Here is a 13,249-nt window from a genome sequence, read left to right on the forward strand (position 1 = left end):
GCCTCATGCGTATTGAACGATCTGCGCATCCAACAACTGGGTGATGAAGCTTTGCACGTCGTTGGCGCAGGTTTCTGCATCGACGGCAAACTCCGCTACCACGGCTTGATACAACTGTTCCATGGTCTGCGGTGTTTGCAAGGTTTCCCAAATGATTGCGCCGACCGGATTAATGCCGTAGTAACGTCCTTGGCTGATACTCATCATGACCAAGTCGCCATCCATAGGAACGGCCAATAAATCGGGATGACGCATGATAAACTTGGACATGCTTGGCTCCTAACTGAAATAAGTGAATCAAACAGCGTAAATATAATTTTTCAAACCGAAAAAGGCGAGCCATTCGCATCAAGATAAGCGAAGCGTAACATGACTGCACCATGATCGCGCAGTACCCGATCAATTTGCGCCGTGCTCAAAACATCGCGCCAGCCGCCGGCGGTTCCGCTGCGAAAAAAACGCTCAGCTTTGGCCGAGCGCTCACGAAATCCTTTTTCCTGCTCCTGGGTTGCGAGTTTTTCAAAGCTGCTGTGGGCCATCGCTTGTTGTATCCGCGCTGGCTCGGCCGGCAGTTCCAAAAACTGGCTGGCCCGAGTAAAGCTGGCCAAGCCATCGGCCAGCATATCCTCATAGCGCAGCACACAACAAGCTAAGTTCTCGGCATCGACCCAACTGCGTACATGTTGCGACCAGCTCAGCAAGCGCTGGGTGACTTGCGACTGCAGGCCATGCTGGTTTTTTGAAAGAGCAAAATCAGTTTTCCCCATGCGCTCGATCGCGCCGTCTATGCTGCAGCCCCAGTGGTGCGAGGCTGAAATGGCGACATCAAGGGGATTACGTAAAATATACAAGGCACCGCGCGTGGCTTCTCGGTTGACCAGCGGTTCACCGTTTGCCAGACGCAGATAAGCGTCATGTATTTTATGGTAGGCCAAGGCCGTGTTTTCTTTTTCTACCGTCCAGCGATAAACGGCTGGGCGTAGCGCTTCAATTTCTGACGGACTTAAATCGGCACTGTCGAAACCCAATAGTTCATCGAGCCAGCTACGGCTGCTGGCAATACCGCCGGTTTCCAGCGCATTGATATCGACTTCGCCATCTTGGCCGCGCTGTAAATTGGCGATGAACGCGCGCATCCAAGTATTACCCGATTTCGGGTAAGAGGCCAGCCAGTAGATGCCGCTCGCCGTACTCATGCCCGTTCTGCCGCATCGGCCAGAATGCGCTCGGCCAGTTCATCGAGCGCGAAGCGGGTGTTCGGGCGCGTCACGCGCACCAGTTTGATTTGGCTCGACAACTGGGCGCACAAGCTTAAATGATGTGCCTTCAATGCCATTCCTTCCAAGAACCGTACCCGATAAGTATTTTCTTGCAAGACCGGGAAGCGCCGCATACCGCGCACGGTTTCAAAGACAAACTCATCTCGGTTATGATTGCTCAGAATGTACACCCAGCGTATCGGCAAAGCAGAGCTGGCCATCGCATTCAAGGTCGGCAAATTGAATTTTTCCATGTCCGGGCGTATGCGCGCCAGTTCGCCGGTGGCGATCTGCATTTTATCGGCGCTGTCTTGCCATAACTTAATGCGGGGAAAACCTGGTAAGGCCTGGCATTGCGCATTCACCGGCACTACATCATCGGCCAACAGCCGGTGACCGCGTTGCATCAAGGCCGCTGCCAGAGTTGATTTGCCGGCACCGGAAGGGCCGACGCAGACCAGGCAAGCATCACCGACTTGCAGCGCATTGCCATGCAAGACCAGATATCGGCGTTGAAACATCAGAATACCCATGGCCGAGCCGAGCAAAAACACGCGCACACTGGCCTCATCAATGCCGGCTTCGGTTTCGACGATGATTTCCTGGCCATTGCGAACCAGAAATGCGGCGACACCGGGTACCTGCAAGCAAAATTCCTGTTCGGTCGCCCATAAAAAAGGACCGAGTTGGCGCGCCGTGGCGGTGATCGTGCTCAGCACTGCGCCGTAGACAATACTGACTTCGCTGCTTTGATCTTCTGCGGGGGCTAATTCTGGCAGGGCGATTTGGCTGGAAATACCGAATTGGTATAGCTGATAATGATATGGCATGACAGTTCAGTAAAGATGGGGTGGAACAATGTCGCAATCAAATGCTTGGTGCCGATGTCATCCGCTGCCTTGGCAGACTGGTAAATTAATTTTTTAAGCGGGAAGCCTGAAACTACTTAAGAATTTGAACTGCTATCCGCACCTAGAGTGGATGATTTTCCATCTGTTTTTTCATTGCCGAGCTGTACCAATATGGGGGCAGCGTAAGCGCGGCGTTCCGAATCAATTTGCTCGGAGATATACAGCAGCGGTGTTGTCATATCTTTTCTCCATTGACAAAAAGTCACAATTTGTTGAAGCAGGTGGAGACGACTTACATGACAATTTCACGCAATTGAGTAAATTTTTTCCGTTTCCCTGAGCATATTACACGTAGTAATATAGACTAATCGTAACATAGTTATTGCGTCTAGGCAAATTCAGGGAATTGCCGTAAAAATTGGATTAAATAAATTGCGCGTGGCACCATGTGCATGGCGGCGAAGTCAATTTGCGTATCGCAACGATTGCTTTGCATCTCTATCCCGACCATCTTTTGCAAACGCGCCACATCGATGACTGCGCGTATCGGATCGTGAGCACCAATGCTGGCGAACAATTGTTCGGCCAAGTAGCGTTGGCGGTTGTAGCGCAAATGAAAATCAGGGGAAAACGGTTGCTTACTGGTACGCCACTGTATTTGCGCTGGCAATAGGCCATTCATCGCGTGGCGTATCAAACTGCGCGGATAACCATTGCTGACCTTCAGATGGGTAGGCGCAGCCAAGCAAAATTCGATGATGCGTTGATCGAGCAAAGGCAAGGAAAAATGCACCCCAAGCTCATTCGCTCCGCGTAATCCGGCTTGTGTCTGGAATTTGGCAATACTGGACGCCTGTATCGCGCGGGGATGGCGATAGCTTTGGCTTGACTGACTTAACTGCGCCAACAAAGTGGCCGGCGCTTGCGGTAAATGCTGCGCGAGATAAGCGTGCTGAAACGGCTGCTGCTCAAGCATGTGCGTGGAACTGGCTGGCTGCGAACGCCCAACCAGTTTGAGTAGCCAAGTTGGTGCTAAGGGTCTGAGCAATTCGCTCTTGAGTACGCGTTGCACAGGAAGGCCATAGACTCGCGCTCTCGCTTGTAATTCTTTTGCTAACAGCCACCACTGACCGGAGCGAAACAATTCAACATAAAAACCGTTGCCGTGATTGGTAGGCCCATGCTCGCCGAAACCGCCACCAAAGACCGTTTCTGCGCCGTGCGCAGTGGCGGCATGGGCAAAGGCATCAAATTGAAACTGGCGCGAATTGATGAAAGGCTTGCCTTGTGCCCGTATCGTCGACGACACATCATCAAACGGACCGCGCTGCTGATCGCTGACCTCAAGAAAATCAATATTATCGACTTTGGAAAAGGCCGCGATGAATGCCGATTCATCTTCCATGGTGCTGCGCAAATGGGCTGGCAGCACTGCCGACATCGCCAGCAAGCGGCGATTTTGTTTTTTTAATATGCTCGCCGCCACCGCCACCAAAGACGAGGAATCCAAACCACCGCTGAGCAAAGCCGCCGGTGTGGAGTGCGCCGGCAAGCGCGCTTCGACGGCAGCAAACAGCAGCGCGCGCAAAGCTTCCGGCACTTCGCGGTCGGGGATGTCGAGACGCCGTTCCGGGTCTGGTTGCCAGTAAGACCAGCTGCGCAAACCGCTGGCATCAAGACACAATACACTGCCACCGGGCAATGCCAGCACGCCTTCGTAAAAACTCTCTGGGCCAGGCTCCATCCAAATCAATGCGCTGCGTACCAGTTTGCCGTGGTTGAGGCGGCGGCCGATTTGCGGATGATCGAGCAAGGGGGCGATCCGCGCGCAAGCCAGTAATTGGCTACCCTGATGGGCATAAAACAAACTGCCGATTCCCAGTGCATCGCGGGCCGCGACAATTCTCTGCTTGGCGCTGTCGTGAAGAATCAAGCTAAATTCCCCCAGCAAGTACTCGGGCATAGCCAGATCCCAGCGCTGATAGGCCAGTGCCAGCAAATCTGTCACTGCCGGCACAGGCCCACGCAGCCCCAGACGCGCGGCCAGGGCTGGGCATTCGTCCAGTCTGCCGGCGAAGGCAATCGACAGCGTCGGCTTGGCCGTTCGGTTCAGGTCAAAGGCCACCACGCCGTTGGCTAAGTCGTGCAAAGGAAGCGCAGGGGGGGAGGGCATAGTCAGGGCGAGAAAGGGAAAGATGATCGGTGATGTAACAAGGCAATATAATACGCTAGGTAGGCAATTCAGTGACGATCGCTATCCCGCTCCGATGGCTGGAGCAGATCCGCTACAATGGCGATGAAAATTTGTCAGAACCACTATTTACGGAAGCATGACATGCCGATATCAGCCATATTACACAGCTTCATCAGGCTGGCATCTCAACAATTCATTGTGCGCCACACCGCACATGGCTTGATCAGCTGGCGCTATCTGTTGCCGCGGCAGAATGCGTTGATACGCTTGCACCGCCAATTCTGGTGGCAAACGCCGAGCAAATTGCCGCGTGCGCTGTGGCTGTTGTTTGAACTGTTACTGTGGCTGCGTTGGATAGGCTGGTATGCTTGGCGTGACAGTTGGAAAGTCAGCCGCAGCCAACATGCGCAAATCGATCCAGCGCACCGCCTGACACAGATGCAGTTATTCTTGCGCTTACTCAGACTGAGCTTGGCGCATGGCATGGTGCCGGGGGTGTCGTGCCACCATCAGCTGTATCTGTCAGGAAGTAAGCCTTGGGCTTACCTGTTTCCGAATGAATGCGCAGCATTCCATCGCTGGCGTGATGGTAATGTTCATCCGGCCGCCATCAAAACCTTGGCCGACAAGCATATATGCAGCCGCCAATTCGCCGAATTAGGCATCGCGGCGGCGGCGAATCTGGCACTGCTGCGCAAAGGCAGTCCCGAACCGGATTGGTCGCAGTTTCCCTTGCCAGCTTTTTTAAAGCCGCGCTATGGGTCGGCCGGCAAGCACTGTTTTTATTTACGTCGCAGCGAGGGTGCTGCCCTGTACTGGCAAGAATACGAACAGCCGCCGCACCACAGCAGGCAGGCTCGGCAGGCATGGAAAGTCGCTGCGGCAAAAAACGATTTTCTACTGCAAGCTTGCTATACCAACGCGCCAGCGCTTGACATCATTCATCCAGAACTGATCACCCTGCGCGTGTTGAGTACCTGCGCAGCCGGACAATGCCGCATCGAACTCGCTTACTTAGAAATTCCCGATGGAATAAAACACTACCAGATACAGCCCTTGGATCTGGAAACCGGGCAATTGATTGTACTGCCACAGATCAAGAGCAACCGCGCCCAACTATACTGGCAAGCAGCACAACTGCATTTACTGCCACATTGGGCCCAAGCTGCCCGCTCGGCGCTTTCTGCCCATGCCGCCTTGGCCCCCGATTTGTACGGGGCCGCCTGGGATTTCATACTCAGCCAAGAGGGGGCCTTACTGTTGGAAGGTAATACCACCTGGGGTACTGGGGCGTGGCAAACGGTGCGTGGGCCATTGCTTGCCAAATATGCCATTGATGATTATCATTAATAATTGCTGATGAGCAAACAGTGTTTTATTTTTTCCTTCATCAAAAATCTGACTAGGGTTTGAAACCCCGGCCTTCAGAGGCTGTCGCAAAAGGGTAATGAGTCGGTATCATTACCCTGACTGGTGGCCACGTCATTCCTGCGCGCTTTTGGCAGGAACCCAGCGGCGTTCGTGGTTAACTGAAAATGCCAGAAATTGTGGCATTTTCAGTGTAAAAAACGACGCTGGGTTCCCGCCAAAAGCATGCGGGAATGACGAGGCTGTGGCATGCGGGAATGACGAGGCTGTGGCATGCGGGAATGACGAGGTATGCGGTGTTTCAGGTGTAAAAAACGTCCATCAGGCTTTTGCGACAGCCTCTTGGGGCCGGTGAGCGACGAAGGAGCGACGCGATGGGAGGGGATGCAAACCCCTTCCAGAGTCTTTTCCATCGTCGCTTGCGACGATCCATTAAATTGTTTTTTTGTTATCCCCTTAGCTTATGACGACTGCAAGCACACTGTGGTTTACCGGCCTTTCCGGTGCCGGCAAATCGACCTTGGCCACGGCCACCGCAAAGGCATTGAGGGCGCGTGGCCATGCCTGTACTGTGCTCGACGGCGACATCATGCGGCAAGGTTTGTGTCAAGGCCTGGGTTTCTCTCCCGCCGATCGACGCGAAAATTTGCGTCGTATTGCCGAAGTCGCGGCATTGATGAACCAAGCCGGCCTGACAGTCTTGGTGGCGACTATCTCACCCTTGCACAGTGATCGCGAGATGGCCAGGCACATCATCGGCGCTGCGCATTGGGTGTCGGTGTATGTCTCGACCGCGCTATCAGTATGCGAGCAACGCGATGCCAAGGGTTTATATCTGCGCGCGCGGCGCGGGGAAATCAGCGACTTCACCGGTGTCAGTGCACCCTATGAAGTACCGAGTCAAGAGCAACTGCAGATCGATACTGCACAACTGACGACCGAGCAAGCGGTACACAATGTGCTGTCTACCCTGCATAGCCACATGAGCAACTCAAGCAAGCAAGAAAAGAATCGACTATGACACCAAGCTACGACCGCCGCGGCGCTTGCCCGCTAGACCCGCGTGACCAAGGGCCGGAATTTGAATTGCTGCTGACGTGCTGCCGTCCCGTGGCGAAACACTGCGATGTGGAACGACAGATTGCGCTGGCAAAACAAGCGCTCGACACCAAGAAAGTAATTGAATTAGCGCGCCGCCACAAAGTGTCGGCCCTCGTGTACTGTAATTTAAAACAACATCAAGCCGCTACCTTCGATGCGGCCTTGATCGATGAATTGGCCAGACGTTACAAAAACAATGCGCAGAAAGCGATGCGCTCGCTGCAAACGCTGCATCAAATGGCGCAACTCAAACCGGCGTTTCCGGTGTTTGTCATGAAGGGGCTCGATGTCGCCTTGCGCGCCTACCATGATCTGGCGGCACGCGATGTCGGCGATATCGATTTGCTGGTCGAACCGGAAAATTTGCGGGCTGCGTATCAGATGTTGGCCACGCACGGCTGGACATCGAATACCAGCTCATTCGAAAAATTTTTTACTTCAAAAATCTTGCGTAATATCAGTTACGACATCGGCTTGTATCGTGCCGGTTTCCCTAAGCTGGAACTGCACTGGCGGCCCACCTACAATCCCTACGAATTTTCGATGGCGCATCTCAACAGTAGCAGCATATCGAGACTAGCCAATACCGGCTTGGCCGGCTTCAATGCCGAAGATTTACTGATCTATTTGTGCGTACACGGAAGCAAGCACGGCTGGGGTCGGTTGAAATGGCTGTACGATTTACCGAATGTGATAGAACAAATCGAATTGGATTGGCCCTTGATTTGGCAGCGTGCCGATCAAGTGGGTGCAAGCTTCGCGCTCCAACAAGCTTTGCTGCTGGCCGAACAATACTGCGGTGTAGCCTTGAGCGCGCCCATGCGCGCCGGCTTTCGTTACCGTATCAGCCCTAAACAATGGCAAGCGATTCGTCAATTCCAGTCCGGCCCGGAAAGTTGGATGGAGTCGCCACCATTTCATTTATTGCTACGTTTGTATGCGAACCGCATCAGCACCGCCATCAAACCGAAAATTTTGCTTTGGTATTGTTTATGGATGTTTAACCCGAACATCAGAGATTTCGAATTAATTCCTTTGCCGCATAAATGGGAACCCGTGTATTTTTTACTCCGGCCCTTCACCTGGAGCATACGTCGGCTGCAAATTTGGAAAGCCAGACGCAGTGCAGTCGGCTAAGCGCCGAACCTGAGCTTGTATTTATTTGTTTTAATGATATTTAAAAATCAAGCTGGAAAATATTAAATAAATAATTATTTATTTGCTATTCCAGTCCGATCGCGTAGGCAATTTCAGATTTTGACGTTAAAATGGGCGCGAACTTAAGCTCAAAGGGGTTTTTGCTCACTAAATCGGCGCGCTGTCAACGTTCTCGTCTGGCACTGCGTTGTAAGCGCCGACAGTAGCACCCCATATCCTGAATAAGAAAATTGACATGATTCCTTTTAAGCTGCACGCCTGTTCCTCGTTGATCATGGCTGCCTGCACCATTGCTTGCGGCACAGCTCAAGCTGAGACCGACCTGACGGCACGCCCGGTCGAAGTCCGCTTCGGCTTTGAGCGCTTGCAATTGCCCGGCAGTGAAACCATGGGCTTAGTAGGCGGCAGCTACCTCGTGCAGATTGCGCCGGAAACCGTGCCAGGCTTGCTGTTTGGCCCGGCCGCTTACGGTGCCATCACTGGTCAGCGCGGCGGTTTTTTTACCGGCGGCGCTGAACTGGCTTGGAAAAAACCCTTGTTCGCGCGACTTTCGCTCGAGACCGGTTTGTATGTCGGCGGCGGCGGTGGCGGGGCCGCGGCAGTCGGTGGCGGCTTGATGCTGCGCCCACATATAGACTTGATGTGGAAATTCAAACAAGTCAGCGCCGGCATCTCCGCTTCGGAAGTGCGCTTTCCTAATGGTTCTATCAGCAGTAAGCAACTTGGCTTGGTCGTCGCCATTGACGATAGTTTTCTTTTCAGCAGCCCGTCCGGCATAGGCCAAGAGCTGACCATCGGCCAACGCGGCGGCATCGGTTTCGACCGCATCAGCTTGGTCGGCGGCGGCTATCAACCGAACAGCGGCGTGCATAATTTGGCTGGCGCTGCTTACAGCGGCAAGCTGGGCTATGCCGGCTTTCGTGCCGACCAATTTTTCAGCGACAATTTCTACTGGGGTTTGGAAAGCGGCGCGGCCGTGCGTGGCAGTGCCGATGGCTATGCCGAAGTGCTCGGTTTGATCGGTGCCGAATATCCGCTCGGTGCCAACAGCCGCATCGGTGCTCGCGTGGCTTTGGGTATGGGTGGCGGCGGTAAAGTACCGGTCGGTGGTGGCGCCTTGGCGAAAGCCGGTGTGTATGCCAAAACCTACCTCAGTCGCGACCTGTATGTGGCTCTGGAAGGTGGCTTGGTCGATGCCCCGAACGGCAGTTTCAAAGCCAAATACTTGAATCTGCAACTTGGCCTCGATCTCGACAGCCGCTTGGCCGCGCAACGTAACATACGCGGCATGGATTGGGAAGCCACCGGCCAGCATTACCTCAAGGCCGCACGCTACAGCGGTGAACGCGCCAATCTCGACACCTTGGGCTTAAAAATCAACCGCAACATTACAGAGCACACGTATTTCAGCGCCCAAGCTCACAGCGCCTTTTCCGGTCATGCCGGCGGCTATTCAGTCGGCTTGGTCGGCCTTGGTGCCCGCACTGCCTTTGGTGGTGGTTACGGCGGCGGTGCCGAAGTACTGGCCGGTGCCGGTGGTGGTGGCGGTGTCGCCAGCAATGGTGGCGCGCTGGCGCAGGCGCTGGCGTATGCCAGTTACGATATCGGCCGCAGCGCGCGCATCAAACTCGGTTTGGGCCGAGTGCATTCATTCAAAGGTGCCTTAGACTCGAACCTGATCGACCTTTCGCTCAGCTTCCCGCTTGGCGTCCCAGGTAAATAAATCGCGCACCACGTACTACCGCAGCCTTTCATAATGTGATGGCGGCGGGTTTTTAAGTATCAGTTTAAAAGTGAAATCATGAGCAAACATAAAACGGACAGCGCCGCCAAACACCAACACAACGGCATGCCGCGCCATATCGCCATCATCATGGACGGTAACGGCCGCTGGGCCACCAAGCGCTTTTTACCGCGCTTTGCCGGCCACGCCAAGGGCGTGAAAACAGTGAACAAAGTGGTCGAAGCCTGCGTTAATCGCGGCATCGAATACCTGACCCTGTTTGCTTTCAGTTCAGAAAACTGGCGCCGTCCACCCGATGAAGTGTCTTTGCTCATGCAATTGTTTCGCAAAGTCTTGATGGGTGAAATCCGTAAAATGGGCGAGAACAATATTCGTCTCAAAGTAGTTGGCGACCTGAGTAAATTCGACGCCGACCTGCAGCAACTGGTGCGCACCGCCGAAAGCGAAACCGCGGCCAACAGCGGCCTGACCCTGACCATCTGCGCCAATTACGGCGGCCGCTGGGATATCGTCAACGCCTGCAACAAACTCATCGCTGCCGGTGCCAACCAGGCCGCCATCACCGAAGAACAAATCAGCGCCAACCTGGCCATGGCCTATGCGCCGGAACCCGACATGCTGATCCGCACCGGCGGTGAAGCACGTGTATCGAACTTCTTGCTTTGGCAATTAGCGTACGCAGAATTTTATTTTACCGACACCTTCTGGCCCGACTTCGGCGTCGCCGCGCTCGATCAAGCCATCGCCTCGTTCCAGCAACGCGAACGCCGCTTTGGTCAGACCAGTGAACAAGTGCAGGTTAAGTAATTTAAAAAATACCAAGCGCTCAAGGTGGCTACGTCGCCATCCCGGGCGCTTCTTTGTTTTCCCCGGCCGCTTAATTCGTCATTGCCGCGCAGGCGGCAACCCAGAGGCGCGTAAGCGCCTTTCATATCCGTACGCTTGATGCCCAGCGAGATGTCCTCATTTTTCAGCGGAATCAATGCGCCCGTGATTGACGTACCCACCCTGAAGGCACTATCGTGCCACTGGATTGCCGCCTGCGCGGCAATGACGGTGGGCCCCATCTGTCAGACTACTTGTCGTGTAACTTTTTAAATTGAACCGATCTCATTGAAGTCTGTTTGTTTGTGTTTTTCGCATTATCTATCCAGCTTTTTCCGGCGTAGGCAGTCGGGTTTTATGGGTGGAGCGCAGCGGAACCCATTCCCTCAAGACGTTAAGGTTTGCTTTTTGATTTTGAAGTTATACGGCTAAAATGACCGGCGATCTTCAATCTGGTTGTTACCTCTCTTTTTAACTTATTGAGCGAGGCAACAATGGCAACCTATTCCGCTGCATTTATTGAGCAGGCATTACAGAAGGCCTATTCCCGTGGCGACCGAACAATCATGTCAGTGGCCACTGATTTAAATTTGAATCACCACACGTTGAGATATTGGATGAAAAAGAAGTCAGCACTGGCGGGCAGTCCGGCGTCAGAAAAAGAAAAACGACCGAGCGACTGGACGGTAGAAGAACAACTGCAGGCACTGCATGAGAGCCATGCGTTAGCGGGAGAGCAGCTTCAGGCATGGTGCCGTGAACGTGGTTTATTCCCGCATAATTTAACCAGTTGGAAATCTGCTTTTTGCGCCAGCGGTAAAGAGGCCGCACCCAAAGCTGGTGAAGTTAAATCGCTGAAAGATGAAAACGTCAAACTCAAGCGTGAGCTGGCCCGGAAAGACAAAGCTCTGGCGGAGGCGGCAGCACTGCTGGTTCTGCAAAAAAGTTCCGTGCGCTTTGGGAGGACGAGGAGTAATGACCCCAATCCCGGAGCGCAATAACGTATTGACACTGGTAGCTGAAGCGGTGGTTTCAGGCGCACGTCAGGAACGTGCCTGCGACGTAATTGATTTAAGCGAGCGTACGCTGCAGCGCTGGAAAATTGATCAGGTGACTGAGCAAGCAGACCGGCGAACAGGGCGTGTGCAGGTACCTCAGAATCAGCTTAGTTCAGAGGAACGACAACAGGTTCTGGCCATTGCCAACTCGCCGGAATACGGCCATCTGCCGCCAAGCCAGATCGTTCCGCGATTGGCTGATGATGGAATTTATGTCGCATCGGAGTCAACGTTCTATCGCTTACTCAAGGCTAAAAATATGCTTGTGCACCGTGGCGAAGAAAAGCCAAGGCAACCCCGCAACAAACCACGTGCTTTAAAGGCAACCGGGCCCAACCAATTGTACTGTTGGGACATCACCTATTTGCCGACAGAGATCAGAGGCATCTATTTTTATCTCTATATGTTCATCGATGTATTTAGTCGCAAAGTGGTCGGCTGGCAGGTATTTGAAACCGAAAGCAGCGCGCTGGCCAGCGAGGTGATGAAGGACATTTGTGTGCGAGAAAAAATCGCACAAAATCAGGTCGTTCTTCATTCGGATAACGGCAGTCCGATGAAGGGCTCCACGATGCTGGCCATGCTGCAGGTGCTGGGCGTCATGCCGTCATTCAGTCGTCCTGCCGTGAGTAATGACAACCCGTTCGCCGAAAGCTTTTTTAAAACATTGAAGTACTGCCCAGTATATCCACGTCGCCCATTTAAGGATCTCCTGGCAGCCAGGAATTGGGTTACTACATTCATGCATTGGTATAACGAAGAACACCGGCACAGTGCCATTCAGTTTGTAACGCCAGCTGAACGCCATGCCGGTCTGGATGTGGAATTATTGATTCGACGTGAGCAATTGTATGCGGCGGCAAAAGCAAGGAACTCGAATCGCTGGAGCGGTGCTACTCGTAACTGGGACCGCGCCAACGTTGTTGACTTAAATCCAGACAAAACTAACAAGGAAGCATTAAATCATGAGGACGTATATCAAGAACTGAAACTGGCGGCATAAAAATTTACTTTTAGGCGACAACTAGCTTGAAAAACTCCGGTGGGTAGGGTAGCGCTGCGGGGGCGGCTTTGGTCGGGCAAGGTAGCAATACTAAGCGCGTCAGCCGCCCACTTCGGCATTTCTGCCAAGTTGCCCAAGTCGCCAAAATTCGCCCAGTTCGCCCAGTTCGCCCAGTTCGCCCAAGAAGTCACCCAATTCGCCGAATTCGTCATTTCCCCCATCCTCCCAATTCGTCATTGCCGCGCAGGCGGCAATCCAGAGGCGCGTAAGCGCCTTTCATATCCGTACGCTTGATGCCCAGCGAGATGTCCTCATTTTTCAGCGGAATCAATGCGCCCGTGATTGACGTACCTACCCTGAAGGCACTGCCGTGCCACTGGATTGCCGCCTGCGCGGCAATGACGGTGGGTAGGGTAGGGTAGGGTAGGGTAGGGTAGGGTAGGGTAGGGTAGGGTAGGGTAGGGTAGGGTAGGGTAGCGCTGCGGGGGCGGCTTTGGTCGGGCAAGGTAGCAATACTAAGCGCGTCAGCCGCCCACTTCGGCATTTCTGCCAAGTTGCCCAAGTCGCCAAAATTCGCCCAGTTCGCCCAAGAAGTCACCCAACTCGCCGAATTCGTCATTTCCCCCATCCTCCCAATTCGTCATTGCCGCGCAGGCGGCAATCCAGAGGCGCGCCAGCGCCTTTTATA

At 53.7% G+C, this 13,249-nt stretch carries 12 protein-coding genes and 1 pseudogene; 6 read left to right on the forward strand and 7 right to left on the reverse strand.

Features of this window, described 5'->3' with window-relative positions:
• Window positions 1-3: 3 nt before the first annotated feature.
• The 5 genes from RHM61_RS12010 to RHM61_RS12030 all read right to left on the reverse strand — a co-directional run bounded on the left by RHM61_RS12010 (window position 4) and on the right by RHM61_RS12030 (window position 4,283).
• The gene (locus RHM61_RS12010) at window positions 4-270 is read right to left on the reverse strand and encodes a PqqD family peptide modification chaperone (RefSeq protein WP_322247545.1); all 267 of its coding nucleotides are present in this window, start codon (window positions 268-270) and stop codon (window positions 4-6) included.
• 50 nt (window positions 271-320) lie between these two features.
• Entirely contained in the window at window positions 321-1,196 is an 876-nt protein-coding gene (locus tag RHM61_RS12015; RefSeq protein WP_322247546.1) for a sulfotransferase domain-containing protein, read from the reverse strand.
• Entirely contained in the window at window positions 1,193-2,089 is an 897-nt protein-coding gene (locus tag RHM61_RS12020) for a hypothetical protein (protein ID WP_322247547.1), read from the reverse strand. The genes RHM61_RS12015 and RHM61_RS12020 overlap by 4 nt, the downstream gene beginning before the upstream one ends.
• 116 nt (window positions 2,090-2,205) lie before the next feature.
• Complete coding sequence (locus RHM61_RS12025; RefSeq protein WP_322247548.1) at window positions 2,206-2,349, reverse strand: hypothetical protein; 144 nt, start codon at window positions 2,347-2,349, stop codon at window positions 2,206-2,208.
• A 149-nt stretch (window positions 2,350-2,498) separates the two neighbouring features.
• On the reverse strand, window positions 2,499-4,283 hold the full coding sequence (locus RHM61_RS12030) for an asparagine synthase-related protein (RefSeq protein ID WP_322247549.1): 1,785 nt from the start codon (window positions 4,281-4,283) through the stop codon (window positions 2,499-2,501).
• A 162-nt stretch (window positions 4,284-4,445) separates the two neighbouring features.
• On the opposite strand from RHM61_RS12030, the gene RHM61_RS12035 reads away from it, so the two are divergent.
• The 5 genes from RHM61_RS12035 (at window position 4,446) to uppS (ending at window position 10,482) form a co-directional block, all read left to right on the forward strand.
• A complete protein-coding gene (locus RHM61_RS12035) occupies window positions 4,446-5,654 on the forward strand; it encodes a hypothetical protein (RefSeq protein WP_322247550.1) in 1,209 nt (402 codons plus the stop codon).
• A 481-nt stretch (window positions 5,655-6,135) separates the two neighbouring features.
• Complete coding sequence (cysC, locus tag RHM61_RS12040) at window positions 6,136-6,693, forward strand: adenylyl-sulfate kinase (RefSeq protein ID WP_322247551.1); 558 nt, start codon at window positions 6,136-6,138, stop codon at window positions 6,691-6,693.
• A complete protein-coding gene (locus tag RHM61_RS12045; RefSeq protein WP_322247552.1) occupies window positions 6,690-7,910 on the forward strand; it encodes a nucleotidyltransferase family protein in 1,221 nt (406 codons plus the stop codon). Before cysC ends, RHM61_RS12045 begins: the two co-directional genes overlap by 4 nt.
• Before the next feature lie 256 nt (window positions 7,911-8,166).
• Window positions 8,167-9,654 (forward strand): hypothetical protein, encoded by a 1,488-nt coding sequence (locus RHM61_RS12050; protein ID WP_322247553.1) that lies wholly within the window; start codon window positions 8,167-8,169, stop codon window positions 9,652-9,654.
• 78 nt (window positions 9,655-9,732) lie between these two features.
• A complete protein-coding gene (uppS, locus tag RHM61_RS12055; protein ID WP_322247554.1) occupies window positions 9,733-10,482 on the forward strand; it encodes a polyprenyl diphosphate synthase in 750 nt (249 codons plus the stop codon).
• Here the strand turns inward: uppS and RHM61_RS12060 are convergent.
• Window positions 10,452-10,742, reverse strand: coding sequence for a hypothetical protein (locus RHM61_RS12060; protein WP_322247555.1), 291 nt, complete (start codon window positions 10,740-10,742; stop codon window positions 10,452-10,454). The genes uppS and RHM61_RS12060 overlap by 31 nt on opposite strands.
• A 252-nt stretch (window positions 10,743-10,994) precedes the next feature.
• On the opposite strand from RHM61_RS12060, the pseudogene RHM61_RS12065 reads away from it, so the two are divergent.
• Window positions 10,995-12,561 (forward strand): annotated as a pseudogene (locus RHM61_RS12065) (IS3 family transposase).
• Window positions 12,562-12,769: 208 nt separating this feature from the next.
• Here RHM61_RS12065 and RHM61_RS12070 read toward each other — a convergent pair.
• Complete coding sequence (locus RHM61_RS12070) at window positions 12,770-13,180, reverse strand: hypothetical protein (RefSeq protein ID WP_322247556.1); 411 nt, start codon at window positions 13,178-13,180, stop codon at window positions 12,770-12,772.
• Between the last annotated feature and the right edge of the window lie 69 nt (window positions 13,181-13,249).

The organism is Undibacterium sp. CCC3.4 (assembly GCF_034347425.1).
Classification (GTDB): domain Bacteria; phylum Pseudomonadota; class Gammaproteobacteria; order Burkholderiales; family Burkholderiaceae_D; genus Undibacterium.

Bases quoted from the DNA above. Each gene is read 5' to 3' on its own strand.
- RHM61_RS12010 (WP_322247545.1), bottom strand. From the start codon at position 270: ATGTCCAAGTTTATCATGCGTCATCCCGATTTATTGGCCGTTCCTATG.
- RHM61_RS12015 (WP_322247546.1), bottom strand. From the start codon at position 1,196: ATGAGTACGGCGAGCGGCATCTACTGGCTGGCCTCTTACCCGAAATCG.
- RHM61_RS12020 (WP_322247547.1), bottom strand. From the start codon at position 2,089: ATGCCATATCATTATCAGCTATACCAATTCGGTATTTCCAGCCAAATC.
- RHM61_RS12025 (WP_322247548.1), bottom strand. From the start codon at position 2,349: ATGACAACACCGCTGCTGTATATCTCCGAGCAAATTGATTCGGAACGC.
- RHM61_RS12030 (WP_322247549.1), bottom strand. From the start codon at position 4,283: ATGCCCTCCCCCCCTGCGCTTCCTTTGCACGACTTAGCCAACGGCGTG.
- RHM61_RS12035 (WP_322247550.1), top strand. From the start codon at position 4,446: ATGCCGATATCAGCCATATTACACAGCTTCATCAGGCTGGCATCTCAA.
- cysC (WP_322247551.1), top strand. From the start codon at position 6,136: ATGACGACTGCAAGCACACTGTGGTTTACCGGCCTTTCCGGTGCCGGC.
- RHM61_RS12045 (WP_322247552.1), top strand. From the start codon at position 6,690: ATGACACCAAGCTACGACCGCCGCGGCGCTTGCCCGCTAGACCCGCGT.
- RHM61_RS12050 (WP_322247553.1), top strand. From the start codon at position 8,167: ATGATTCCTTTTAAGCTGCACGCCTGTTCCTCGTTGATCATGGCTGCC.
- uppS (WP_322247554.1), top strand. From the start codon at position 9,733: ATGAGCAAACATAAAACGGACAGCGCCGCCAAACACCAACACAACGGC.
- RHM61_RS12060 (WP_322247555.1), bottom strand. From the start codon at position 10,742: ATGGGGCCCACCGTCATTGCCGCGCAGGCGGCAATCCAGTGGCACGAT.
- RHM61_RS12070 (WP_322247556.1), bottom strand. From the start codon at position 13,180: ATGACGAATTCGGCGAGTTGGGTGACTTCTTGGGCGAACTGGGCGAAT.